Consider the following 23,078-nt stretch of genomic DNA (forward strand, 5'->3'; position numbering starts at 1 on the left):
CTAATTCACAACCTCTATGGTCTCTATCTGCCCCTTAAGTCTATAGAAGTCACTTTCAATGAAAATTATCTTGCCCTGTCTTATTTCCTGGGCACCAAGCTTATAGCTCATACTCTCATAGGGAAGGGTTCCCTCTATCGTCACCCTTGCCTCCTCCATTGTTGGATCAACTGACCTTACCGGATTACCCTCCCAGTCCAGATTGGTTTCATAGACTGGCACTATCTCAACATGGACAACCTCTGCCTGAAGGTACTGCTTTGTTTCACCAATAGTGTCTCCAATGTTGATGGAATCAAGGTATCCCTTTTCATATGGTATGGATGCAACAAATCTGACCTGTACTGATTCAGCCGATGACCCTATGTCCTCGATGTCCTTGCCCATGATTTTTATTGCAGACAAAAACAAAAGCAGTACAATGGCTGCGACAAATATCAAATCCAAAATATTTATCCTGTTAAATACCTTACCCTCTTTATTTATTATCTTCATTGTCCCACCTCAATACTCTTTATGTCGCTCATTGCCTCAAACTCTGTGGTTTTGAGCACAAATGTAAGACCTACCTTGACTTCCTGGCCACCAAGGTCCATGTACGGTCCGCTGGTTACAACCTGGGCATCAATTACCGCCCGAAGGGTTACCAGATCCTGACTTTCAAAAACCTGAGCCTCCCCCTGGCTGTTAACTGCCTTTATTTCCATGGGTCTGGTATCTATCTCTCTTATTGTTGCATTCTGAATTCTATATTGGGAAAATATCTGGTCCCCCACCTTAAGGTCTGTAACCATATCAGGCTTCAGTTCATCAACCTCAACAGTCATTACAATATCCCTTGTGTTGGATGGTCCGGCTGAAATTCCTCCAGTTAACCTCTCCCTGTTAAGGAACAATACCGCTGCTGCAATCACCAGGACCACAACCACCGTATCGATCCAATTCCACTTTCTCTTCATAATTTGCCCCTTTCTACCTCTTCTCTTGGAGTTGCTCCAAAAATATTTCCGCAAGTTTTCCAGTCTGGGATTTCCTGCTGTATTTCCTGACATTATCCCAATCAGGGCTGTGTTCAATATTACCCTGCTTCCACTGGCTGTAATACTCCACTAATGTTTCTGCAACCCCTGATATATCCTCAGGATCCACAACAGTCCCTGTCTTGGTTTCCCTGATGACCTGGGCAGCAACTCCATCCTCTGGAACGATTGCCAGCACAGGACGGTCAGAGCGTATATACTCAAATATCTTACCTGTGTAGAAGTTTCTTGAGCCCTTGCCCTTGCCTATTACCAGAAGAATTATGTCTGAATTGAAAAGCATCTGTATGCTCTCCTTGTGTGGGAGATATCCATAGGATTTTATCTGCCCTTCCAGATCATATTTTGCTGCATAGGCGTCTATAACGGAATCGTATATATTCCCAACAATCCGTATTTCCAGATCCTTCCTTTCAATTTCTCCCTTTTGGATGGCAAGCTTCAGGCCATCCATGAATTCGTCAAGGTTTCGTCTGCCATAAAGTGACCCGGTATAGGTCACAACAAATTTATTTCCGCCGTCCCTTTCATTTTTAAGGCCTTGAAAGTCTTCCTCATCATACCCGTTTGGGATAAAGGTGGATCTTCCCAGAAGAGAGCTGTTGTCTGCGACAAAATTCTCGAGCATCAGGGGGGTGTTGGTAATGAAATAGTCACATCCCTCAGTTACCTGAAGCTCCATTCTCTTTTCTCCCTTGAACTTGATCCTTTTATAGATGCTGTCCCTGTGGTAGGGATTGTTGGTCCATTCATCCCTGAAGTCTGCGACCCATTTTATGTCTGTCAGATTCCTCCTTAAATACAAGCCCAATAGATGGGATGAATATGGAAAGGATGTGGAATAGACCAGCTTGATTCCCTCCTCTTTCACCATATCAAGCACCTTGTCCCTATTGAGCAGATACCAAAAATATTCAGAATCTGGGGACATTATTCTCGTGCCCAAAAATTTCATGGGCAGCCTTAAGATCCCTTTCCTGTTTACGGTGTCATAGGGCTTGAGTCTCTTTATTTCAACATTATCTGGAATGTCCTCCAAAAGGCTCCAATCACTTAGGTCAGCCACATGTTCCTTTGTAACCACTACCGGTTCAAAGTCGAAATCCCCAAGATACTTGACGAATTTTGTTGTTCTCTGAACCCCGGCTCCTCCCATTGGAGGGAACTCATTTGCTATTATCAATACCTTCTCCATCAGTTACCCCTGCCTAATACCGTTACCTGAAACCCTCCCTGGGCAAGTTCCTTTTGATTCAGGTAGTTCCTCGTATCATAAACCTTTTTACTCTTCATAAGCTTACCAAGCTCCGAAAAATCAAGTGTGCTGTATTCGAAATGATTTACACCCAACACTATCAGGTCTGCATCCTTTACAGTATCCTCAATTTTGTCATAAAGTCTTCCGCTGTAGGGGAATACCTCCCTGTCAACGTGTGGATCGTGAATAGCAACCTGCAGCTTGGTCCTTTGAAGCAATCCATCCACCAGCTTAAGGATTGGACTTTCCCTTGTATCGTCAACATCCGGCTTGTATGTCACCCCAAGTATTGCAACCTTTGCTTCCTCATCCTGAACAAGCTGGAGGATCCTGTGGAGTACCTTGTCAGGCATTCCATCATTTATGTCCCTGGCCTGTCTGATAAGCCTTCCTTCAGGATGGTTCTCTATGACAAACCATGGGTCAACTGCTATACAATGGCCTCCTACCCCTGGACCTGGCTGATGAAGGTTGACCCTTGGATGCTTGTTTGCAAACCTGATTACCTCCCAGGCGTCTATTCCCATGTTCTCAGCGAGGATTGCAAGCTCGTTTGCAAGTGCTATGTTCACATCCCTGAAGGTGTTCTCCATCAATTTGCACATTTCTGCAGTCTTGGAATCCGTGGTATAGATTTCACCCTTTACAAAGGTCCTGTAAATCTCCTTTACTGCCTCTGTGGATTCAGGATTTATTCCCCCTATAATCCTGTCATTCTGTACCAGCTCCTGGATGATCTTTCCGGGAAGTACCCTTTCAGGAGAGTGAGCCACAAATATTTCCTCTCCTATCTTTAGCCCTGACCTGGCAAGTATGGGAGCCACCATTTCCTCAGTTGCTCCCGGTGGCGATGTGGATTCAAGAACCACTATGTTCCCAGGCTTCAGGTGAGGTGCAATTTCCTCAGCTGCACTCTCCACATAGCTCATATCTGCCTTTTTATCCTCGGTAATTGGAGTTGGTACAGCGATTATGAAGACATCGGATTCCTCAAGGGAGGATATTCCCCTTAGCCTTCCCGCACTTACCATTTCATTAACAAGGTCTGACAAGCCTGGTTCCTCAATTATTATCTCTCCTTCGTTCAGGGCATTAATGACCCTCTTGTTAAGGTCATAGCCCAGTACGTCCATTCCAGCCCTTGCCATTACTGCAGCTGTGGGAAGTCCAATGTAACCAAGCCCTACGATTGTTACTCTCTTATCTTTCATAAATATACCTCCAAATTGGTCCTTCCATGGACCTATCTAATATTATATGCTCCACGGACCATGACAAATGTCTTGTCCTTGGTTACAAATATTCCCCTACCATCACTTCTGGGTACTATCAACATATGGTTTGTTGGAACATTGCCGCCATCTGCAATGTCAGTACCAGCAGTAACATCTGAAAGTCCCCCAAGTCTTGAAGCTATGGCAACAGCCTCTCCACTTCTCTTTATGATCTCGGTTCCAGCCTCCCCTTCAAGGACCTGTCCGCTTTGAAGCTCAACAACCACAAGAGCATCCCCCGCCACTGGCGCTTCAGTTCTGTCATCAAGCTTTTCATCTATGTAATCCCTTATTTCCTCAAGCTTTATATTCAGATAGCTTAAGGATACTATGGGATCTGATTCACTTCCCGGCTCGGAAAATACAACGGTTGATCCAAGCAATAGTCCTGCCACTCCCAGAGTCACAATTGTCTTTTTAAATTTCATATAAACACTCCTCGCATAATTTGGATTGGTTTTTCGTTTCATAGTTAGCCAAATTACATTATACTATAAATAGACGGTAAATGTCACCCACATCTGGCCATTGTGTGCTTATTATGTGGAATTATTGTATGGGAGGGATTTTATTGAAGGAGCTATCCAAGGTAACGCAGAACTACCCTGCATCTGGAATCAGAAAGATGTTTGAGCTTGCAGGGAAGTATGACAATGTAATAAGCCTTACAGTTGGTGAGCCTGCATTTGACACACCTGCAAACATCAAGAATGCTGCAAAAATGTCATTGGACAACAATAATACTCACTATGTATCAAATGCAGGTATCCCAGAACTGAGAAAGGCAATTGCAGAAAAATACAACAGGCTGATTGGAGAGCATTACACCCATGATAATGTTATGGTTGCAATTGGCGGGATGGAAGCAATATTCCTGGCTTTATTGGCAACTGTGAATCCCGGTGACGAGGTTCTGATTCCTGATCCAGGATATCCCAATTACGAGGGACAAACAGTGATTCTGGGGGCCAAGGCCGTAAAGGTTCCCATCTATGAGAAGCATAGCTTCAATATCCAGGCAAAGGACATCGAAAATGCAATCACCGAAAAGACTAAGGTATTGATACTTAATTCACCTAGCAATCCGCTGGGCTCTGTCCTGTCAAGAGACGATCTGGCAGAAATAGCGGAGGTCGTAAAAAAATATGATCTATTTGTAATTTCCGATGAAGTTTACGAAGAAATCATATTCGATGGCCATAGGCACCACAGCATCTCTCAGTTTCCCGAGATTAGAGAAAATGTCCTGGTGATCAACAGCTTGTCAAAAACATATGCAATGACAGGCTGGCGAATAGGCTATGTTGTAGGCTGCCAAAAAATCATTGGCTCAATGCCTAAAATCCAGGAGGGCATCGCCTCCTGCGTTTCTCATTTTATTCAGGATGCTGCAGTGGAGGCCATTGAAAACAGTGGAGAATCTGTGAAATACATGCAGGAGGAATACTCCAGAAAAAGAGACATTGTCATTGAGGAGATTAACGGCATAAAAGGTCTTGAATACAAGGGATCCCCAGGAAGCTTCTATGCATTTGTAAACATAAAAAGCTCAGGAATGACTTCACAGGAATTTGCGGAGAGGCTGGTTGTTCAGGAGCAGGTTCTTGTGGTTCCCGGATCGGCCTTTGGCTCCATGGGAGAAGGCTATGTAAGGATTGTATTTGCAGGGTCTGATAATGACCTGCGAGAAGCCTTTAAACGAATTAATAGATTTATGGAGTCTTTGAAAAAATAACTTTAGCTTAAATTGACGGGGGCAGAATTCTGCCCCCGTCATTAGGTTACACTATCTTTGTACTCGACCCGACCCGTCTCCACCCATAAGGGCTTTTACCTCAGATGGACTAACCAGATTGAAGTCTCCGGGTATTGTATGCTTCAATGCCGAAGCCGCCACTGCAAACTCAAGGGCCTCCTGAATTGGTTTTTCAGTAACCATTCCGTATATGAGTCCACTTGCAAAGGAGTCTCCTCCACCAACCCTGTCCACAATATGTACATGGTATTTCTTTGAAAGGTAGGATTTTTCTCCGTCAAATATGGTTGCAGACCACCCGTTGTCTGATGCTGAATGGCTTTCCCTTAGGGTTGATGCCACATATTTAAAGCCGAACCTCTCCATCAGCTGTTTGGCAACCCCTTCATATTCCAAATGGTCTATTATCCCTGAGTTCACATCTGTACCGCTTGCCTTGATTTCAAATACCTTTTCAGCATCCTCCTCATTTCCTATGCAGACATGGACATACTTCATAAGCCCTGACATTACCTCATTTGCCTTCTCTGAGGTCCACAGCTTCTTTCTGAAGTTAAGATCCACAGACACTGTCAATCCCATTTCGTTGGCCATCCTGCAAGCCTCCAGTGTCAATGCTGCCGCCTTGTCACCAAGGGCAGGTGTTATCCCAGTGAAATGAAACCAGTCTGCCCCATTGAAGATTTCCTCCCAATTGAAGTCTGACGGATCAGCCTGTGAAATTGACGAGTACCTTCTATCATAGATCACCTTTGACGGCCTCTGGGAAGCACCACTTTCCAGAAAATATATTCCCAGCCTGTCGCCTCCCATTGCTATATGGTCGGTGACGACTCCATACCTTCTAAGGGAATTAATTGCACTCTGCCCTATTTCGTTGTCCGGGACCTTTGTCACAAACCTGGCTTCCAGACCATAATTTGCAAGGGATACGCACACATTGGCCTCTCCACCCCCGTAGTTTACATCAAAGCTGTCTGATTGGACAAACCTGTTAAAGCCCGGCGTAGAAAGCCTTAACATTATCTCACCTAAGGTAACCACCCTTTTCATTGCAGATTCCCCCCTTTTTCAGCTCTGGCTGCCTTTATTTTTTTAACAAACTCAATTGCCGTCTTCGTAACCTTGTCATAATCTCCGGTCTTGGCACCTGATGTAAGCTCTCCACCCACTCCAACAGCTATACAACCATTACTGATCCACTGGTCCACATTCTCAAGGTTCACTCCCCCGGTTGGCATCAAAGAAGCTTGTGGCAAAGGTCCCTTGACTGCCTTTATATAATCCGGCCCAACAACACTTCCAGGGAATACCTTGATAACATCTGCCCCTGCTTCCATGGCTCTTATTATCTCAGTAATGGTCATGCACCCTGGCATGTAGGGAATCTGGTATCTGTTGCAGAGTCTTGCGGTATCCTTGTCAAACCCAGGGCTTACAATATACTCAGCACCTGCAAGTATTGCAATTCTTGCTGTTTCACTGTCAAGAACCGTTCCGGCTCCAATTATCAATTCTTCCTTGGGGATTGACCTTCTCAATTCCTCAATCACCTTGGCAGCTCCCGGTACCGTAAAAGTAATTTCGATAGCGGGTATTCCTCCGGCAATGCATGCTCTTGCTATTTTTTCTGCAGTTTCCCAATTGTCAGCCCTTACCACCGCAACAATTCCTGCCTCCCATATTCTGGTCAGGGTATTGATCCTTTGAATCATACTTATCACCTACCATAATTATTTTAGTTCTGTTCTGCAATACACCGTTTCATAGTGATTCTATCAAGCTATGATGCATTAATCAATTAAATCTTTGCGGCTGTGTTGCTGTTTTACCATTGGATTAAAAAAGCAGCTCCGGAATTACAAAACTCCGAAGCTGCTTTTTATCCATGCTGGAATCCATATAGGCAATATTGCCAAGGGGTGATTCCCGTCCATGAATATAATATGTAGGAGGATCCTTCTAGTTTCCAAGGCCAACACTGATTTTAAGTGCCTGGTCGACCTTTCTCATCATATCCTCATCAAACTTACCAATCTTCTCTCTAAGCCTTTTTTTGTCAATGGTCCTAATCTGCTCAAGCAGCACCACCGAATCCTTTGGAAGACCGAAATCCTGTGCTGTTATTTCAACGTGGGTCGGGAGTCTGGCCTTATTGATCTGAGAGGTGATGGCGGCAATGATGATTGTGGGACTGTACTTGTTCCCCACATCATTCTGTACTACCAGAATCGGCCGTACACCACCCTGCTCAGAACCAATAACCGGGCTCAGGTCGGCATAATATATGTCTCCTCTCTTCACTATCATAGCTTTTCATACTCCAGTGAAGATTCATATCCCATCAGGTCAGAAATGTCTTCCTCAAGACCCATTTCAGCGAGGGTTATGTTTAACTGGTTTACCTCGAGATACCCTCTCATAAACTCTCGGTATTTTTTGCAGTGGAACTCGCTGTGATTGCATAGGGCAACCACTTTGTCAAAAAGCTCCAAGTTATCTTCTATAACCATAGGGAGACAATCGTCTCTTTCGCTCATTCGGTTAACCCCCCCTTTCATGTGTACTTAGAGAAATATCAGTGTATTTTAATTATATCGCTATAATAAAAACCATGTCAATGATTCATTGTCTATCCCAGCAAATAATCAAGGGTCTTAATTACCTTTCCCTCTTTTTTATATACCCTTGGAAGCCTTCTGCTCATCATGCATATGATTTCGTAGTTTACTGTGCCCAACTTATGGGCCACCTGCTCCACGCTAGGATAGTCCTCCCTGCCTTCTCCAAAGAAGATTACCTCATCACCAATTTCCACATCTGGAATATGGGTGACATCCAGCATAAGCTGGTCCATGCATATCTTACCAGCAACAGGAGCTATCCCACCACCTACATAGGCTTCAGCCTTTCCTGTAAGCATTCTGGTATAGCCATCTGCATAGCCAATTGGAACTGTTGCAATTATGGATTCCCTTGGTGCCTTGTAGAGATGACCATAGCTGATGCCGGTTCCCTCAGGCACTGTCTTTATGTTTGAAACTACTGCCTTAAGGGTCATTGCAGGCTTCAGCTTTATTCTTGACTTGTCCACTTCCTCAGATGGATAGTAGCCATAAAGCATTATGCCAGGCCTTACCATATCAAGATTGTATTCAGGAAGGTCGATTATGGCAGCTGAATTTGAAACGTGCTTGATGGGGGGGCTGAAGCCATTCTTTTCAAGCTCCTCTAGGATCCAGGTATACTTCCTGTACTGTTCCCTGGTAACAGACTTGTCCAGTTCATCCGCCTTGGCGAAGTGGGTGAATATTCCCTCCACGTCTATGTTCTCAAGGTCCTTCAACTTAAGTATCTCCTCCACAGATTCCTCTGTTGGCTGAAATCCCAGTCTTCCCATTCCAGTGTCTATCTTTATGTGCAGCTTTGCAGTTTTCCCCATCTCTTTTGCTGCATGGGAAAGAGCCTTTGCATCCTCGTACCTATAGATTGCCTGTGTCAAATCATAGGCTGCAACCTCCTTCATCTGCTCACCGGGAGTGTAGTTAAGTATGAGAATGGGAAGGTCAAGCCCAGCTCTTCTTAGCTCTATTCCTTCATTCAAAAGGGACACTGCCACCCTATCAGCCCCTAGTTCCCTGTACATCCTCCCCAGTTCAACTGATCCATGCCCATAGCCGTTTGCCTTGATGACAGGCATCACAATAGTACCTTCCTTTACCATCTTCTGAATTTCCCTGAAGTTGTGAGAAAGGTTATCCAGGTTTATCTCCACATATGTGGGTCTTACATCATAGAATCTATCCATGGGTACCTCCTTGTATTATTTGTGACAATATTATATCAACTGATTCTATTCAACAATCAGATTAACCGCTCTTGGAAGATTCTCAACAATATCAGTTGCAATCATTCCGTATTCACCCTTTTCCTCTTTGGCCATATCTCCTGCAAGTCCGTGTACATATACTGCCATCACTGCTGCCTGGAAGGGATCCTCCACCTGGGCAAGGAATGCTCCCGCTACACCTGAAAGTATATCTCCGCTTCCTGCTGTTGCCATGCCAGGATTTCCTGATCTGTTAACATATATTCTTTCACCGTCAGTTACTATTGTGTTGTGTCCCTTTAGGACCGTCACCACTCCGTAGACCTTGGCAAACTCTCTTGCGGCACCCTCACGGTCATTTTGAACCTCAGCCGTTGACATTTTCAACAGCCTTCCCATTTCTCCAGGGTGTGGTGTTATTATGGTCTTTCCTTTTCTGTGTCTTATTATTGTAGGATTGTCAGATAGATTGTTAAGTCCGTCTGCATCCAGAACAATTGGCTTCTCAAAATTAAGCAGGCAGTCCTCAATATTTCCCTTCTGCTTGTGCCCAAGACCATAACCCGGTCCAAGTACAAGTGAGCTCAGTCCTTCCTGTGCCTTTCTGTAGGCATATATGTCACTGGCTTCCCTTACCATGACCTCAATAACCTTCAGGCCGAAGTCCCTTGCAAGCTCCGGCTCAAGTATTGCATGCACAAGGCCCGCCCCGCTTCTCAAGGCTCCATAGGTTGCCAGATATACAGCTCCCAGCATTCCCTGGCTTCCTCCGATTACTCCAATTCTTCCGAAGTCACCCTTATGGGTGTCCAAGGGTCTTTTGGGCAGCCTGAATTCCATATTGTCAGGCACCTGATATTTTTTGGTAGTTTCCCCTACTGCAATAGACATACTGTATTCCTCCTCGTTTGAAATTGATATATCAATATAACTGATTCCTTCCGTATCCATAAAGCTTCTCATTTTTTCACTGTATCCCAGATAGGGTCTTCCCCCAGCCTCGTGCAAAATCCAAATATCCTTCCAGCCAATCTTGCCGATACCCGTACCCAAAACCTTTGATACAGCCTCCTTTGCTGAATAAAGTCCTGCTACAGTTCCTGCCGAGTGATTTTTGGACTCCAGATACTCAATTTCGGAAGCGTTGAAAAGCCTTCGGTAGAAGCTGTCCCTTTTTGTTTCCATCAGCTTTTCAATTCTTCTGTTGGACACAATGTCCACGCCTGTTTTGATCCCCATAAAATCATCCTTAAAATAGATTTTTTCATCTTATATGATAACATACTCTGTTAATATTTCACAGTGGGCAGTTACAATGATTTAATTAGAGCATGGGGTTTGTTGGTTAGTTTTTAGTAGTTGGTGGAAAGGAAAAGATAATTCGCAGATCACAATTCTCAATTCACAATGAAAAGATTTAACCAGGACATGGAATTTCAAATAACAGGTAGTAGGTAATATCTAAGAAATATGAAGAGTGGAAATCAATAATAAATTCTGGATGTCTCCACTATACACTGGTGCTATACTTTGTAACGCAAGTAAAATTAAGGTTTCTGGACCATTATTTTATCACGAGCGATCTTCAAATTGTGAATTAAAAAAATCCTCCTACAAGCTTGCTAAATACCCTTAGGAGGATTTTTTAACTATTTTATTTTCCTGCTGCCAGGCTTCACAATGGGCAAACCTTCCTTGCAAAGTGGGCATTCATCCTTGTCGTAGGTATCAATGTGAAGCTTGCCTGCTGCATATACAGTATGGTCCAGCTCCCCTGAACTCCTGTCGATCAGGGCGGCTATGCCAACAACCTCTCCACCGTACTCCTCCACAACCTTGATTGCCTCATATGAGGACTTCCCTGTTGTAACAACGTCCTCGGCAATAAGTACCTTCTGGCCCTTGCCGATAAAGAAGCCCCTTTTAAGCTTCATCTGGCCCTCATCCCTTTCAGTGAAGAAGGCAGGCTTTCCAAGCTGCCTCCCAAGCTCATAGGCAACTATTATCCCGCCCATTGCAGGTCCCACAACCACATCAATATCAAGGTCCCTTACCTTCCCGACAATAAGCTTCACGGCCTTTTCCGCCTTGTCCGGATACTGCAGAAGCTTTGCGCACTGAATGTACCTATTGCTGTGTCTACCTGAGGACAATAGAAAATGTCCCTCAAGAAGCGCTTCAGATTCCTTTAACAAATCAATAATCATACTCTACCTCCCGATGATTCCTCTTATTTCTTCCAGATCCCCTATACCTTCCAGCTCCATATATTCATCTATACCCCTAATGATATCCAGGCAAATATCCGGCTTTCTGAAGTTTGCACTTCCAACCTGTACAAGGCTTGCTCCAGCCATTATGTATTCAATGGCATCCTCCCAGTTCATGATCCCACCTATTCCTATGATGGGAACCTCTACAGCCCGGGAAACCTCATACACCATCCTAAGGGCTATTGGCTTGATAGCAGGGCCTGACAGGCCAGCGGTCATGTTGTTAAATACCGGCCTTCTTTTTCTTATGTCAATTGCCAGGGCATTGAAGGTGTTCACAAGGGAAAGGGCGTCAGCTCCCGCATCCACACAGGCAAGAGCCATTTCCACTATGTTCTCTGCATTGGGTGACAGCTTCACAACCAAGGGTTTTTCGGTTACCTCTCTTACGGCCTCCACGACAATGGAAGCCGGTGTACACTGGATTCCAAAGGCCATCCCGCCCTCCTTCACATTGGGACAGGAAATGTTAAGCTCAATTATGGGTACGTCGGTCTTATCCAGAAGCCTGGCTCCCTCAACGTACTCCTCTACCGTTCCACCTCCAAGGTTGGCCATTACTACCGTATCCAGACCTTTCATGAAGGGCCACTCATCCTGAATAAAACCTTCCACTCCTGGATTCTGGAGACCTATGCTGTTCATTAGCCCCGCAGGGGTTTCATGGATTCTCCTACCCTTGTTGCCTTCTTTTTTGTTAAGGGTAAGTCCCTTTGATGATATTCCCCCAAGCTTTGATATGTCGAAGTAGTCCTGGAACTCCCTTCCAAATCCAAAGGTTCCGGATGCTGCTACAACAGGATTCTTAAACTCAACACCGCAGAAATTCACCCTAGTCATGGAAAATCACCTCCCTGGCATTGAATACTGGTCCTTCCTTGCACACCCTTTCCATTCCACGTATGGTCTGGATTGTACATCCCAGGCAAGCACCTATTCCACAGGCCATATGGCTTTCCATTGAAAGCATAAGCTCAGTCTTGTCCCTGCACTGGTCCTTAAGAGCCTCCATCATGGGCATGGGTCCGCATGAAATTACAGCATCGTAGTTTTCAGGGATTAGAAGCTCAGTTACAAAGCCCTTGTGCCCAAAGGTGCCATCCTCGGTGGAGACCTTGATTTCATTCACAAATGGTTTGAACTCCTCCATGAAATAGGGGCCATTTCTAAAGCCTGAATAAAGGTCCACCTGAGCATCCATCTCCTTGGCAAGGTAAAGCAGGGGGGCTATTCCTATTCCCCCTGAAACAAGGGCCATCCTATCACCGTTGATCTTGCCGAACCCATTTCCCAAGGGTCCCAGTAAGCTTAGGCTGTCTCCTGGGGAGAGCTTTGATATTATATGGGTCCCTTTTCCTCTCACCTCGTATAAAAGTGTCAGCCTTCCATCCTCAATATCCGCTATGCTTATGGGCCGTGGCAAGAATGGATCAAGGCCATTCCAGCCTCTAAGCATATAGAACTGACCTGGAGCTCCAGTGAAATTGCCCTCAAGAATCAACTTGAAAACTCCCTTTGCAACCTCTTCATTAATAATGATTTTTCCTTCTCTGTAGCTATCCTTCAAAGCCTATATCCTCCCTCATCCCAAGTACCGCTTCTCTGGTGTATCGGTCAAAGTTTTCATATCCATCCTCATGCTTCTTATATGCCGTGATGATTCCCCTGGAGGAATTCACAACCCCTCCATTGTTATCCTTAAGGTACATCCTCACATCCTCACCCCTTGCCCCTTGGGCTCCGTATCCGGGAATAAGGAAATAGAGTCTTCTGTATCGTTCCCTTATTTCCACCGCCTCATCCACATGGGTTCCACCCACCACAGCAGCAATGGAGGAGTATCCGCATTCGCCCATAAAATCCTCTGCCATCTGGGCAAGCTTGTCCCCAACATGGTAATATACCTTCTTGCCCTCAGATTCCAGATATTCAATGTCCCTGGCACCTGGATTCGAGGTCCTCAAGAGGACGAACAGGCCCTTCTTGCCAGATTCCACATATGGCAGGTATGGTGTTATGCTGTCAAAGCCCATATAGGGGTTTATGGTGATGAAATCTGTTTCAAAATCCCCCTCAAAGTGTCCCTTGCCGTACATTTTGGCCGTGGAGGAGATGTCCCCCCTTTTGATGTCCCCTATGGACAGGTGTCCTTCCGATCTGAGGTAGGCAAGGGTCCTGCTGTATGCAATCAACCCCTTTATTCCATAGGCCTCGTAGAAAGCGATCTGTGGCTTGTAGATAGCCGTTATGTCTCCTGTGGCATCTATAATCCTTTTGTTGAATTGAAATATTATCTGGTCAGTATCCTGATATTTCTCCTTCATTTCCTGTGGAATATAATCCAGGCTTGAATCCAGGCCCACGCATACCATCCCTTTATCCTGGACCCTTTTATGGAGTTTATCTATTATCATACACTCTCTCCTTCCCGTATTCCTTGGTCAAGTATTTTATGCTGCCACCCCTTATGGTCATAAGGATTTCACCCTTGACCTTCATTCCAGAAAAAGGAGTGTTCTTACCCTTGGAGACAAAATCGTCACCATTGATTTCCATTTCCTTCTCCAGGTCCACAAGAACCACATCACCATCATAGCCACTTTGAAGCCTACCCTTGTTCAAGCCCAGTATCCTCGCAGGATTCTCAGACATCAACTTCACAAGCTGTCCCATGTCAATATGTCCAGCCTTAACCAGGTAGGTGTGGCAAATCCCAAATGCAGTCTCTATCCCAGAAATACCGGGACTCCCCTCCTTCTTGTCCTCCTGTGTATGAGGTGCATGGTCTGTTCCGATGGCATCCACGGTTCCATCCCTTATGCCTTCAATCAGGGCCTCAACATCTTCCTTCTCCCTTATTGGCGGATTGACCCTGTAGTCATTGTCCCACAGGGAAATATGATGAGGTGTAACATCACAGGTTATGTTATCCGCACCACCTGCCTTGGCTCTTCTTATTTCATCCATAGCCTCCCTGGTGCTCACATGGGTAAGGTGCAGCCTTGCTCCCGTATGCTTTGCCAAATATATGTCCCTCACTGTTTCAAGGTTTTCGGAAAGGCGATAGTCGATTTCCGTAAGTTCCATCTCCTCAGCATGGGCCATTACAATTCTACCCTTATCCCTTGCCTTCTCCATGGCCCTGTACATGGTCAGGGGTGATGTGACTCCCTTTCCGTCGTCAGTTATCATAATTACATCATTATCAAGGTCATCAAGGTGAGCCAGGGTTTTCCCATCAAAGCTATCGGTGATTGATGCACATTGATGAACCTGGACCAGGTCAAGATCCCTTGCCTTGTCCCTGACGTACCTTATGGTCTCCATATTTGAGCAAACAGGGTTTGTATTTCCCATGAGATTGACAAAGGTGAAGCCTCCCTTAAGGGCTGCCATGCCTCCTGTCATAAGGTCCTCCTTGTGGGTAAAACCAGGATCCCTGAAATGTGCATGAATGTCAACGAAAGCAGGGAGCAGGACCAGCCCATCTGCATCCACCCAATGACAATCATATTCAAGGTCCTCCCCGATTTCCTCTATCTTGCCGTCCTTCATGTAAATGTCCCTATTAAAAGCATGGTGCCCATCAATAAGATGTGCACCCTTTATTAAAAGCTCCATTCTAACCCTCCCAGGAATATATATGGTCACAATACTCACATTTATATATACCCTTCTCCTGGTCCAGAAGTACAAATTTATGGGTTATGTCTCTTTCCACAGTGGTAATGCATCTTGGATTCTTGCATTTTATGATGTCCTGGACCCTTTCAGGCAATGAAAGGTTAATCTTCTCAGTGATCACCTCGTCTTCGATAACGTTCACCGTGATGTTTGCATCCAGGAATCCAAGCATTGCAAAGTCCACATCAATTACATCCTCAATCTTTATGATATCCTTCCTACCCATCTTGTTGCTTGTTGCATTCATGATGAGGGCAACTGTGAAATCAGCCTTTCCAAGCTTCAGATACTCGAATATCTTAAGTCCCATTCCAGGTCTTATATGGTCAATTACCAGTCCCTTTTTAATGCTTGTTATATTCAACATCTACTTCACCCCCAAAAGTTTTAGAATAAGTCCCATTCTCACAAACATACCGTTCTTTACCTGTCTGAAGTACCAGGCCCTTGGGTCCTCATCCACCTCGATGGCTATTTCATTCACCCTTGGCAGGGGATGGAGTATGGCCAGATCCTCCTTGGCATCCTTCAGCTTTTTCAGATCAACAATGTAGCTGTCCTTAAGCCTTACATAGTCAGCCTCGTTGAAGAACCTTTCCTTCTGGACCCTTGTCATGTACAGGATATCCATCTGGTCTATCACCTCTTCCAGTCTTTCAACCTCCTGGAACTGTATGTTCCTCTGCTCAAGGATTTCAGTTCTGATATAGTCTGGAACCTGGAGCTCCTTTGGTGATACAAGTATGAACTTCACATTCTCATACCGTGACATTGCCTTTATAAGGGAATGGACCGTCCTTCCAAACTTCAGGTCACCACAGCAGCCTATTGTAAGATTATCCAGTCTTCCCTTGGACTCAAGTATGGTGAAGAGGTCTGTAAGTGTCTGTGTGGGGTGTTGGTGCCCTCCGTCCCCTCCATTGATCAGCGGAACAGGGCAGTACTTTATTCCGTGCTTGGGAGCTCCCTCATTTGGATGTCTCATTGCAATTATGTCCGCATAGGCTGCAACCGTCCTAAGGGTATCTGCGAGACTTTCCCCCTTGGCTACAGAACTAGAGCCCGGCTCTGAAAACCCGATTACTCCTCCACCTAATCTCAACATCGCGGCTTCAAAGCTAAATCTGGTTCTAGTGCTGGGCTCATAGAACAATGTACTGAGAATCTTTCCATGGCAAATGGAATTGAAATCCTCAGGCTTGTTGATAATCTCTTGTGTCAATTCAAAAATACTTTCCAGTTCCTGGATTGAAAAATCCTGGGGATCTACCAAGTGTCTTCCTTTTAGCATAAATATTCCTCCTTTTAGTTTAAATAAACCTCAAGGAACAGCGCATTAAAAATGCCCTCCACAAAGGAAGGCACAAGTATCCTACTTATACGCTCTCCTTTCCGATCTCACGGGATCGATTTAAAGGTATTTATTTACCTAAAGGTATCACAGGGAGATATTAAAGTCAATAATTTTTGGTGGTTATTGGGATGTTTTTTCAAGGTATTCCGGAAAGCTGTCAAAGACAATATCTGCAACCTCCTCAATCTCTTGCCAGTCAATTTTGGCTGATTGGTCCCTGATTGCAGCTACCTTGATTCCAAGCTTCTTGGCTGCCTCCATGGAATGCAGGGCATCCTCGAAAACCCATATGTCTTCTGTACTCTCACCCACCCTGTCCAGGATCAACTGATAAAATTCCGGCTTGTATTTTTCTATTCCGGTGCTTTTGCAGGTCTGAAGAAATTCAAAGTATTCATCAATCTCCAGCCTTACCATGGCTGCCTTTGCCAGATGGTCTGCCGTTGCCGTTGCAGCGCACATTTTTATTCCCTTGTCCTTCATGGCTTGAAGGACCTCCCTGGCGCCTTCCTTCAGCTGTATTTTATCAAAATAGTATTTTTCAAGCACCTTCTCCATCTGGTCATTTATCTCTTCCCCCCTTTCGGGAAGGTCATACATTTCCTTAAGCACATCCGATGCTTCCCTGAGACTGTACTCCCTGAGCTTATCCCTTATATCCTCCGGAGCTTCTATTCCTCTTGATATCAAATAATCGTAGGCCAAGGTCTCCCATACCCACATTGAATCCAGCAAGGTCCCATCCAGGTCAAATATTGCAAATTTCATTCTACTCCTCCTTCCAATCCAGGTCTTTCCCTACCTGTATACCCAAAAGCACCTTGTTTCCTCAAAAAATATCTGTTCAGGAAATCAATATTGTTTGGTCTACATGGGACAATGGTATAATATGTTAAGAGAGTCTAAATATATCAGGAGGTGTACGGATGAAGTATTATCTGGAAAAAGGTGGAGAAGTTAAGGTAGTATTGGCCTTCAAGGATACAGCCAGAGTTGAGAGCTTCAATGACCTATTCGGTTTTCTGAAGGAGAAGGAGATTTTCAAGGGAGATTCCGGTGAGGTTTACTCACATATTTCCCATGAAGGGGCTTCAGTTGTTTTCCTTGGGCTGGGCGAGGAGGAAAAGCTACAGTATGAAACCCTAAGGAGGGGCTTCTTCTCACTTGGGATTGAACTGCAGAAGAAAAAAGTTAATAGTATTGGCCTAACAGTGCCCAGGTTCGGGGACAGATGCTATGGAAAAACCAACAAGGCCATTTGGGAGGGTCTGCTACAATCCCAATATGATTTCGATAAGTTCAAAAGCGAGAAAAAACTCAAGGTTCTTCTCCAGGATGTCTACCTTGACATTGTCGAAGGTGAAGCTGAGAAGGTCGAAAGCGTAATTGAGGAAACCCAGCTGCTTATGGATGGAGTCTTCCTTGCCAGAGACCTTGTAAATGAACCGGCCATGAACATGTACCCTGAGGTTCTGGCCAAGGAAGCGGTGGACAGGCTTGCCCCAGTTGGAATTGATGTTAAGGTTCTTGGAAGGAAGGAAATCCAGGATCTGAAGATGGAGGCATTCCTTTCGGTTGCAAGAGGATCCTCCAAGGAACCAAAATTCATTGTCATGACCTACAAAGGCAACCCAGACAGCCAGGAAAAGCTGGCCCTTGTTGGGAAGGGTCTTACCTATGACTCAGGTGGATACTCCCTTAAGTCTGCTGCAGGGATGGCGACCATGCACTCGGATATGGCAGGGAGTGCTTCAGTTATAGGGGCCATGTACTCCATCGCAGCCAACAAGCTCAGGAAAAATGTTGTTGCAATAGTTGCAGCTTGTGAGAACATGGTTTCAGGAGATGCATACAAGACAGGTGATATTATTGGTTCCATGTCAGGAAAGACAATCGAGGTTGAAAATACCGACGCGGAGGGAAGACTTACTCTTGCGGATGCCCTTTGGTATGCAGCAACCGTTGAAAAGGCCGATAAGATAGTTGACCTTGCAACCCTTACAGGAGCATGTGTCGTAGCCCTTGGAAGCATCAACACAGGAGCAATTGCCAATGATGAAGAGCTTATGGATGCAGTTAATTCGGCTGCAAAGCTTGCAGGTGAGCCTGTATGGCAGCTTCCAAACAACGAGGAGTACAAGGAGCTTTTCAAGAGTCACTTCGCTGACCTTAAGAATACAGGAGGCCGTGGTGCCGGTGCAATCACTGCAGGAATGTTCCTACAGGAATTTGTCAACGACACTCCCTGGGTTCACATGGATATAGCAGGAACAGCATTCCTTGACAAGGAAGCCGGATATCTTCCCAAGGGAGCTACGGGTGTTCCGGTAAAGACACTTTTCTACCTTGCAAAGGATATGGATCAGAGATAGACATTAAGAAAAAGATACCGGATTCTCAGCTGAGAATCCGGTATCTTTCTATTTAACTATTTTTTAAAGACTCCTCCGAGAAGCCCTATTATTGCAAATATGGTGTAATAGCCGGCACTGGAGACAGAATTTCCCGTAAGCTCCCGTATGCCATTCATTATGAGAACATCTCCTCCAAATAAAGATACTATCCAGCCGACGACCAATCCTACTACAAGTCCTCCTAACATACTCACTCCCCCTAAACAGTTTATCCTCTCCTATGATAACAGATTTTTAAGGATAAATCCATTAAATGGTCCATTCACCATGAATAATTCCAACCAGATACCAGGCTCCGTTATGATCTTCAAATACCAGCTTCAAACTTCTCCAGTCCATTCCCTGATACTGGGGGTCAAATCCTGTGAAATGGAATTCCACAAACTGTCCGTTTGGATACTCCGTATCAACGTTGTTAATGATATTTCCCATTCCAATCTTGTAGTTGTTTCCTATCATCTCAGGGTTTGCAAAATCAACATCATATATGAATCTGTCAAAGTAATCGTCAAAGGTCATGTTGATTGGGTCCCCTGTTCCGTCAAATTCTCCCCAGTTGTAAACAACAGGACTGTTCACCAGATTCTGAAATTGCGCGGCCTGTATAACAATATCATTCTGAAGGTCCACATAGTCATATGGACTGAACCTTACCCCCTTTGCGGGATGAACATAAACATCCAGGTCCGACATTGCCATGTCCTCTATAAGGTCAATTGCCTCCATTGCAGTTGTCAGCAATGATGCCCCTGGTGTCGGCCCAGTTGACATTGGTACCGGGTCCTCGGGAGGTGCTGCCTTCAGCTCTTCAACTTCCTCCTTCAATTGTGCTATTTCTGAATTCAAGCTCTCAATCTCAGTATCCTTGTCCTCTATCTGCTGCTGCAATGCCTCCAGCCCTGGACTATCCTGTGACGGATTTTCTACAGGTGTACCTCCTGCACAGCCTGCCAAGGATATTGCCATTACCAATATTAAAACGGTCCATAGCTTGCCTTTACCGGTCATAATCTCACATCCTTTTTATATTTATCTTATTCCTACCCTTTTTCTAGGGTTTTAATATTTCAATGCAGTTACAATGTGAGATTTTGAACGTTATATTGTTATCTAGGATGCAGCTTTTGTTGCTTTTCTTGCTACGCCTGCTGCCAGGCTGTCAATCTGTATCTCCCTTTTTGAATTCTTCCAGTCAATGATTCCCGTAAAAATAATATTGGCACCCTTTTCAGTGCAGATGTTTCTCATCTGTTTGATTGCGCTGTTTCCTCCCATCCAGTTAAAGGGAAAGGCATGGGTTACAAATATCATGGTATCCTTACCCCCAAGCTTATCAATACCACCTAAAAAAGCCTTCATGGCTGGAGAAGCCTGGAATCCCCTGACTGGTCCCCCCAGTATCAACAAATCCAATTCCTCAATGTTGGTACTCAATGGCTCTATGGATATTTTCTGGGGATCCGACTGGTTCTGATCCTCGCCGCCAATTATTGCCAGTCTTTCAAGGGAGAGCTCATGCCCCTCATTTTCCAGTCTGTTCTTTATCCTTTCTGCAACAAGAGAAGTGTTTCCGGTCATAGAGTGTATAATTATACCAATTTTCATCCTTAACCCCCCTTTATTTATCCACCAAGGCATCCTCAATAGCCTTCAAAATGACCCTGCTACTGTAGGTTGCACCTGATATTGAGTCCACATCAATCCTTTGCTGAGAAATTACATCCTCAACAATGACCTCTGCCGGTTCGCCCTTTCCATGCCCGTGGTCAAGTATTACAATATCTGTGATTTTACCATCCTTAACCTCAACCTGAACCTTTGCATTTACAGGTGGTGAAGAATATTCTCCTATGTACTCACCATCCTGGACATCTTGAAGATCAACCTCTACTATTTCCTCATATATTAGTTTATTGAGATTTGTCTGCAGATACATCATCATTCCAACTGCTGCAAGTACAAAAACAGCCAGTATCCCCAATAGAATCTTCCATCGTCTCTTCACGTTCTCACTCCCATTTATCAATTTCACGTTAAAGTATTATCAAGTTAATTATACCACTAATCAAGCCAGATGCAATTCTCAATTCATATATTAAGAAAGAGATCTCTCGACAAGCTCGAGATGATATTCATGTCCAGCTTAAAGCTCTAGGATCCTTCATTTCACTCAGGCTGACAAATAAATTCACTCGAATGGTACTTTGACAAGCAGTTCATATGAAAGAACGACTGAAAAATCCAGCGAGGATTTTGGAATGCTTTGATTCCTCCAAGCGAAGCGGCATAGGGGTCAATGGAAAAAACGAGCTGATGGTTTTTCTCGGACTTGAATCAAGAACTGTGGTCAAAGACCTGAGAGTGAAAGTAAGCCAGAATAAGTTGTCCATGTCCCGGTTTAACCCTTAAATCTTTTCATTGTGAATTGCTTGTGCCCGGCGATGAAATTCCTAAAAATCTATGATTTTTCTGGAATTCATCGAGAGGGTATGATCTGTGAACTGTGAATTATCTACACACATCAACCCATTCGCCCTGAACAACCTCCTTCAGATGATCCAGGTCAATCTTCATGCAGGCATTTGGACTCCCTGCGGCAGGATATACATAATCGTAGACCTTAAGTGATACATCAAGGTAAATATCCATGGGCTTGCTCAGACCAAAGGGACAAACCCCTCCTACGGGATGTCCTGTGGCCTCAAAAATATCCTCTCCGCTTATGAATCGAGCTTTCTGTTTAAAGGTGTCCTTGAACTTTCTGTTGTCAAGTCTCACATCCCCCTTGGCCAGTATCAGAATATCCCTCTCCTTTAGCCTTATTGCCATGGACTTGGCAATCCTTCCAGGCTCAACCCCCAGAGCTTCGGCTGCAAGTTCAACCGTTGCCGTACTGTCTTCCATTTCATATACTTCAATACCAAGATTTTCGTCTTCAATATGCTTTTTCACACTTTCCAAAGTCAATCAAATCACCCCTGTCCTATTTCTTCAAAATCAATCCCCTATTGTATGCATCCTCCAGCATATGCTCCACAAATTCCCAAAGCTTGTCCGAAGAGCTTTTAACGGGACTTATTCGCTTATATATGTCCGATTGGGCAACCCCATGCTTCTTCCAGGTTCCTCCACCATTGTAATAATTGTTGAGCATTGGCTGAAGCCTGTCCATGGATGCGGCAAAAAGTGCCTCCGGTGATTCCATCTCCTCGAATTCATCCCACAGCGCCCTAAATTCAGTGGCTTTTTTTGATTCAAGCATTCCAAATATCTTCTCTGCAGCCTTTACTTCCCTTTCCCGCTTATCCTTGTTTCCTTCTTGATCATAGCAGAAGGTATCTCCTGCATAAAGTTCAACAAGGTCGTGGATCAGCAGCATCTTTATTACCTTGTTGACATCGATATCATCATTGGAGTAGTCAGAAAGAACCATGGTCATGACCGCTATATGCCAGGAATGCTGAGCATCATCCTCTCTTCTATCCTCAGTTATCAGGCTGGTTTGTCTCAGGATTGTCTTCATCCTGTCCAGCTCCACAATAAATTCCATGTCCTTCAGTATTCTTTTATCCATTGTCATTGCTCCTCTCAATATACTATTAAGGTTATTTTAACATATATTTTGAATTTTGTTTTCTTTTAGGCTTTGGTTGTTCTAATGCTAATGCAATTTATTCAGGTTCAAATTATTTCTTCCATTTGGGAAAGTCAGATACCCTCTCTCTGATTCAAAATCAGGGACCTATCCATGTGTTCGGCCGGCTATCGTTACTTTCCTTCATGGTAATCTGGATACTTTCAGCAGCTGGCTTAAACCCTGCTTTCAACACATCTCATGCAAACGTATTCTTTATATTTATAATATTATTTCCAAAAAAGGTGTTGACATTTACTCCATAACCCACTAAGATGTATTTAATACATAAAAGCGTTGAAGGAGAGAAACGCATCCGAGTATATTTATAGAGAGTCAGGAAGGGTGGAAACTGACAATAGCTGGATGTGACATATACACTCCCGAGCAGGTTCGCCAAAAGGTATGGCAAGTAGGTGAATTCGGAGGCCCGCCGTTAAAAGGGATAGGACTGTCAGGTCTGATTGAGCGATGACTTTTTGTCATAATCTGGGTGGTACCGCGTGAGAATAATCTCTCGTCCCTGTGAATCGTAACGATTCCAGTGACGGGAGATTTTTTT

At 44.5% G+C, this 23,078-nt stretch carries 27 protein-coding genes and 1 other annotated feature; of the genes, 2 read left to right on the plus strand and 25 right to left on the minus strand.

Going from position 1 to position 23,078, the window contains the following annotated elements:
* From ACKVDP_RS01295 to ACKVDP_RS01315, 5 genes are read right to left on the minus strand one after another with little or no spacing between them, the layout of a single operon-like run.
* Complete coding sequence (locus ACKVDP_RS01295) at positions 1-495, minus strand: DUF4330 domain-containing protein (RefSeq protein WP_409226979.1); 495 nt, start codon at positions 493-495, stop codon at positions 1-3.
* Positions 492-959 (minus strand): DUF4330 family protein, encoded by a 468-nt coding sequence (locus ACKVDP_RS01300; protein ID WP_409226980.1) that lies wholly within the window; start codon positions 957-959, stop codon positions 492-494. The genes ACKVDP_RS01295 and ACKVDP_RS01300 overlap by 4 nt, the downstream gene beginning before the upstream one ends.
* A 13-nt stretch (positions 960-972) precedes the next feature.
* On the minus strand, positions 973-2,235 hold the full coding sequence (locus tag ACKVDP_RS01305; RefSeq protein ID WP_409226981.1) for a glycosyltransferase family 4 protein: 1,263 nt from the start codon (positions 2,233-2,235) through the stop codon (positions 973-975).
* Positions 2,235-3,509 carry a nucleotide sugar dehydrogenase gene (locus ACKVDP_RS01310; RefSeq protein ID WP_409226982.1) on the minus strand — a complete coding sequence of 425 codons (1,275 nt, stop codon included), beginning with the start codon at positions 3,507-3,509 and terminating at the stop codon, positions 2,235-2,237. Before ACKVDP_RS01310 ends, ACKVDP_RS01305 begins: the two co-directional genes overlap by 1 nt.
* Positions 3,510-3,541: 32 nt before the next feature.
* Complete coding sequence (locus tag ACKVDP_RS01315) at positions 3,542-4,000, minus strand: hypothetical protein (protein ID WP_409226983.1); 459 nt, start codon at positions 3,998-4,000, stop codon at positions 3,542-3,544.
* A gap of 143 nt (positions 4,001-4,143) precedes the next feature.
* Here ACKVDP_RS01315 and ACKVDP_RS01320 point away from each other — a divergent pair, with 143 nt between their 5' ends.
* The gene (locus ACKVDP_RS01320) at positions 4,144-5,307 is read left to right on the plus strand and encodes a pyridoxal phosphate-dependent aminotransferase (RefSeq protein ID WP_409226984.1); all 1,164 of its coding nucleotides are present in this window, start codon (positions 4,144-4,146) and stop codon (positions 5,305-5,307) included.
* A gap of 51 nt (positions 5,308-5,358) precedes the next feature.
* Here ACKVDP_RS01320 and ACKVDP_RS01325 read toward each other — a convergent pair whose 3' ends face one another.
* From ACKVDP_RS01325 to ACKVDP_RS01390, 14 genes are all read right to left on the minus strand, one after another.
* Positions 5,359-6,381, minus strand: a complete 1,023-nt coding sequence (locus ACKVDP_RS01325) for a PfkB family carbohydrate kinase (RefSeq protein ID WP_409226985.1) — start codon at positions 6,379-6,381, stop codon at positions 5,359-5,361.
* A complete protein-coding gene (locus tag ACKVDP_RS01330) occupies positions 6,378-7,043 on the minus strand; it encodes a bifunctional 2-keto-4-hydroxyglutarate aldolase/2-keto-3-deoxy-6-phosphogluconate aldolase (RefSeq protein WP_409226986.1) in 666 nt (221 codons plus the stop codon). The genes ACKVDP_RS01325 and ACKVDP_RS01330 overlap by 4 nt, the downstream gene beginning before the upstream one ends.
* A 247-nt stretch (positions 7,044-7,290) precedes the next feature.
* A complete protein-coding gene (locus tag ACKVDP_RS01335; protein WP_409226987.1) occupies positions 7,291-7,638 on the minus strand; it encodes a type II toxin-antitoxin system PemK/MazF family toxin in 348 nt (115 codons plus the stop codon).
* Positions 7,635-7,868 (minus strand): hypothetical protein, encoded by a 234-nt coding sequence (locus ACKVDP_RS01340; protein WP_409226989.1) that lies wholly within the window; start codon positions 7,866-7,868, stop codon positions 7,635-7,637. The genes ACKVDP_RS01335 and ACKVDP_RS01340 overlap by 4 nt, the downstream gene beginning before the upstream one ends.
* 92 nt (positions 7,869-7,960) lie before the next feature.
* The gene (gene alr / locus ACKVDP_RS01345) at positions 7,961-9,136 is read right to left on the minus strand and encodes an alanine racemase (protein ID WP_409226990.1); all 1,176 of its coding nucleotides are present in this window, start codon (positions 9,134-9,136) and stop codon (positions 7,961-7,963) included.
* A 45-nt stretch (positions 9,137-9,181) separates the two neighbouring features.
* Complete coding sequence (locus ACKVDP_RS01350; RefSeq protein WP_409226991.1) at positions 9,182-10,396, minus strand: NAD(P)H-hydrate dehydratase; 1,215 nt, start codon at positions 10,394-10,396, stop codon at positions 9,182-9,184.
* Between the two features lie 410 nt (positions 10,397-10,806).
* Positions 10,807-11,364 (minus strand): orotate phosphoribosyltransferase, encoded by a 558-nt coding sequence (gene pyrE / locus ACKVDP_RS01355; RefSeq protein WP_409226992.1) that lies wholly within the window; start codon positions 11,362-11,364, stop codon positions 10,807-10,809.
* A 3-nt stretch (positions 11,365-11,367) separates the two neighbouring features.
* Positions 11,368-12,270, minus strand: a complete 903-nt coding sequence (locus tag ACKVDP_RS01360; protein WP_409226993.1) for a dihydroorotate dehydrogenase — start codon at positions 12,268-12,270, stop codon at positions 11,368-11,370.
* Complete coding sequence (locus ACKVDP_RS01365) at positions 12,263-12,997, minus strand: dihydroorotate dehydrogenase electron transfer subunit (protein ID WP_409226994.1); 735 nt, start codon at positions 12,995-12,997, stop codon at positions 12,263-12,265. Before ACKVDP_RS01365 ends, ACKVDP_RS01360 begins: the two co-directional genes overlap by 8 nt.
* The gene (pyrF, locus tag ACKVDP_RS01370) at positions 12,987-13,844 is read right to left on the minus strand and encodes an orotidine-5'-phosphate decarboxylase (protein ID WP_409226995.1); all 858 of its coding nucleotides are present in this window, start codon (positions 13,842-13,844) and stop codon (positions 12,987-12,989) included. The genes ACKVDP_RS01365 and pyrF overlap by 11 nt, the downstream gene beginning before the upstream one ends.
* The gene (locus tag ACKVDP_RS01375; protein ID WP_409226996.1) at positions 13,831-15,051 is read right to left on the minus strand and encodes a dihydroorotase; all 1,221 of its coding nucleotides are present in this window, start codon (positions 15,049-15,051) and stop codon (positions 13,831-13,833) included. Before ACKVDP_RS01375 ends, pyrF begins: the two co-directional genes overlap by 14 nt.
* A 1-nt stretch (position 15,052) precedes the next feature.
* Positions 15,053-15,481, minus strand: coding sequence for an aspartate carbamoyltransferase regulatory subunit (locus tag ACKVDP_RS01380; protein ID WP_409226997.1), 429 nt, complete (start codon positions 15,479-15,481; stop codon positions 15,053-15,055).
* Positions 15,482-16,405: an aspartate carbamoyltransferase gene (gene pyrB / locus ACKVDP_RS01385; protein WP_409226998.1), complete on the minus strand. Its 924-nt coding sequence runs from the start codon at positions 16,403-16,405 to the stop codon at positions 15,482-15,484.
* A 183-nt stretch (positions 16,406-16,588) separates the two neighbouring features.
* The gene (locus ACKVDP_RS01390; protein ID WP_409226999.1) at positions 16,589-17,236 is read right to left on the minus strand and encodes an HAD family hydrolase; all 648 of its coding nucleotides are present in this window, start codon (positions 17,234-17,236) and stop codon (positions 16,589-16,591) included.
* Between the two features lie 158 nt (positions 17,237-17,394).
* On the opposite strand from ACKVDP_RS01390, the gene ACKVDP_RS01395 reads away from it, so the two are divergent.
* Positions 17,395-18,840 carry a leucyl aminopeptidase gene (locus ACKVDP_RS01395; RefSeq protein WP_409227000.1) on the plus strand — a complete coding sequence of 482 codons (1,446 nt, stop codon included), beginning with the start codon at positions 17,395-17,397 and terminating at the stop codon, positions 18,838-18,840.
* Between the two features lie 56 nt (positions 18,841-18,896).
* Here the strand turns inward: ACKVDP_RS01395 and ACKVDP_RS01400 are convergent, their stop codons facing one another.
* The 6 genes from ACKVDP_RS01400 to ACKVDP_RS01425 form a co-directional block, all read right to left on the minus strand.
* Positions 18,897-19,070, minus strand: a complete 174-nt coding sequence (locus ACKVDP_RS01400) for a hypothetical protein (RefSeq protein WP_409227001.1) — start codon at positions 19,068-19,070, stop codon at positions 18,897-18,899.
* A 61-nt stretch (positions 19,071-19,131) separates the two neighbouring features.
* Positions 19,132-19,890 carry a hypothetical protein gene (locus ACKVDP_RS01405; protein WP_409227002.1) on the minus strand — a complete coding sequence of 253 codons (759 nt, stop codon included), beginning with the start codon at positions 19,888-19,890 and terminating at the stop codon, positions 19,132-19,134.
* Positions 19,891-19,992: 102 nt separating this feature from the next.
* Positions 19,993-20,487 (minus strand): flavodoxin family protein, encoded by a 495-nt coding sequence (locus tag ACKVDP_RS01410; protein WP_409227003.1) that lies wholly within the window; start codon positions 20,485-20,487, stop codon positions 19,993-19,995.
* Between the two features lie 13 nt (positions 20,488-20,500).
* Positions 20,501-20,887, minus strand: coding sequence for an FMN-binding protein (locus ACKVDP_RS01415; protein ID WP_409227004.1), 387 nt, complete (start codon positions 20,885-20,887; stop codon positions 20,501-20,503).
* A 503-nt stretch (positions 20,888-21,390) separates the two neighbouring features.
* On the minus strand, positions 21,391-21,849 hold the full coding sequence (locus tag ACKVDP_RS01420) for a YbaK/EbsC family protein (protein ID WP_409227005.1): 459 nt from the start codon (positions 21,847-21,849) through the stop codon (positions 21,391-21,393).
* A gap of 16 nt (positions 21,850-21,865) precedes the next feature.
* Positions 21,866-22,456 carry an HD domain-containing protein gene (locus ACKVDP_RS01425; RefSeq protein WP_409227006.1) on the minus strand — a complete coding sequence of 197 codons (591 nt, stop codon included), beginning with the start codon at positions 22,454-22,456 and terminating at the stop codon, positions 21,866-21,868.
* Positions 22,457-22,804: 348 nt separating this feature from the next.
* Positions 22,805-23,044 (plus strand) — a binding site (T-box leader).
* Positions 23,045-23,078: the final 34 nt, after the last annotated feature.

Source organism: Gudongella ferriphila, from assembly GCF_046224405.1.
Classification (GTDB): domain Bacteria; phylum Bacillota; class Clostridia; order Tissierellales; family Tissierellaceae; genus Gudongella.

Coding starts and splice junctions, on each gene's coding strand:
- ACKVDP_RS01295 (WP_409226979.1), bottom strand. CDS start 495: ATGAAGATAATAAATAAAGAGGGTAAGGTATTTAACAGGATAAATATT.
- ACKVDP_RS01300 (WP_409226980.1), bottom strand. CDS start 959: ATGAAGAGAAAGTGGAATTGGATCGATACGGTGGTTGTGGTCCTGGTG.
- ACKVDP_RS01305 (WP_409226981.1), bottom strand. CDS start 2,235: ATGGAGAAGGTATTGATAATAGCAAATGAGTTCCCTCCAATGGGAGGA.
- ACKVDP_RS01310 (WP_409226982.1), bottom strand. CDS start 3,509: ATGAAAGATAAGAGAGTAACAATCGTAGGGCTTGGTTACATTGGACTT.
- ACKVDP_RS01315 (WP_409226983.1), bottom strand. CDS start 4,000: ATGAAATTTAAAAAGACAATTGTGACTCTGGGAGTGGCAGGACTATTG.
- ACKVDP_RS01325 (WP_409226985.1), bottom strand. CDS start 6,381: ATGAAAAGGGTGGTTACCTTAGGTGAGATAATGTTAAGGCTTTCTACG.
- ACKVDP_RS01330 (WP_409226986.1), bottom strand. CDS start 7,043: ATGATTCAAAGGATCAATACCCTGACCAGAATATGGGAGGCAGGAATT.
- ACKVDP_RS01335 (WP_409226987.1), bottom strand. CDS start 7,638: ATGATAGTGAAGAGAGGAGACATATATTATGCCGACCTGAGCCCGGTT.
- ACKVDP_RS01340 (WP_409226989.1), bottom strand. CDS start 7,868: ATGAGCGAAAGAGACGATTGTCTCCCTATGGTTATAGAAGATAACTTG.
- alr (WP_409226990.1), bottom strand. CDS start 9,136: ATGGATAGATTCTATGATGTAAGACCCACATATGTGGAGATAAACCTG.
- ACKVDP_RS01350 (WP_409226991.1), bottom strand. CDS start 10,396: ATGGGGATCAAAACAGGCGTGGACATTGTGTCCAACAGAAGAATTGAA.
- pyrE (WP_409226992.1), bottom strand. CDS start 11,364: ATGATTATTGATTTGTTAAAGGAATCTGAAGCGCTTCTTGAGGGACAT.
- ACKVDP_RS01360 (WP_409226993.1), bottom strand. CDS start 12,270: ATGACTAGGGTGAATTTCTGCGGTGTTGAGTTTAAGAATCCTGTTGTA.
- pyrF (WP_409226995.1), bottom strand. CDS start 13,844: ATGATAATAGATAAACTCCATAAAAGGGTCCAGGATAAAGGGATGGTA.
- ACKVDP_RS01375 (WP_409226996.1), bottom strand. CDS start 15,051: ATGGAGCTTTTAATAAAGGGTGCACATCTTATTGATGGGCACCATGCT.
- ACKVDP_RS01380 (WP_409226997.1), bottom strand. CDS start 15,481: ATGTTGAATATAACAAGCATTAAAAAGGGACTGGTAATTGACCATATA.
- pyrB (WP_409226998.1), bottom strand. CDS start 16,405: ATGCTAAAAGGAAGACACTTGGTAGATCCCCAGGATTTTTCAATCCAG.
- ACKVDP_RS01390 (WP_409226999.1), bottom strand. CDS start 17,236: ATGAAATTTGCAATATTTGACCTGGATGGGACCTTGCTGGATTCAATG.
- ACKVDP_RS01395 (WP_409227000.1), top strand. CDS start 17,395: ATGAAGTATTATCTGGAAAAAGGTGGAGAAGTTAAGGTAGTATTGGCC.
- ACKVDP_RS01400 (WP_409227001.1), bottom strand. CDS start 19,070: ATGTTAGGAGGACTTGTAGTAGGATTGGTCGTCGGCTGGATAGTATCT.
- ACKVDP_RS01405 (WP_409227002.1), bottom strand. CDS start 19,890: ATGACCGGTAAAGGCAAGCTATGGACCGTTTTAATATTGGTAATGGCA.
- ACKVDP_RS01410 (WP_409227003.1), bottom strand. CDS start 20,487: ATGAAAATTGGTATAATTATACACTCTATGACCGGAAACACTTCTCTT.
- ACKVDP_RS01425 (WP_409227006.1), bottom strand. CDS start 22,456: ATGGATAAAAGAATACTGAAGGACATGGAATTTATTGTGGAGCTGGAC.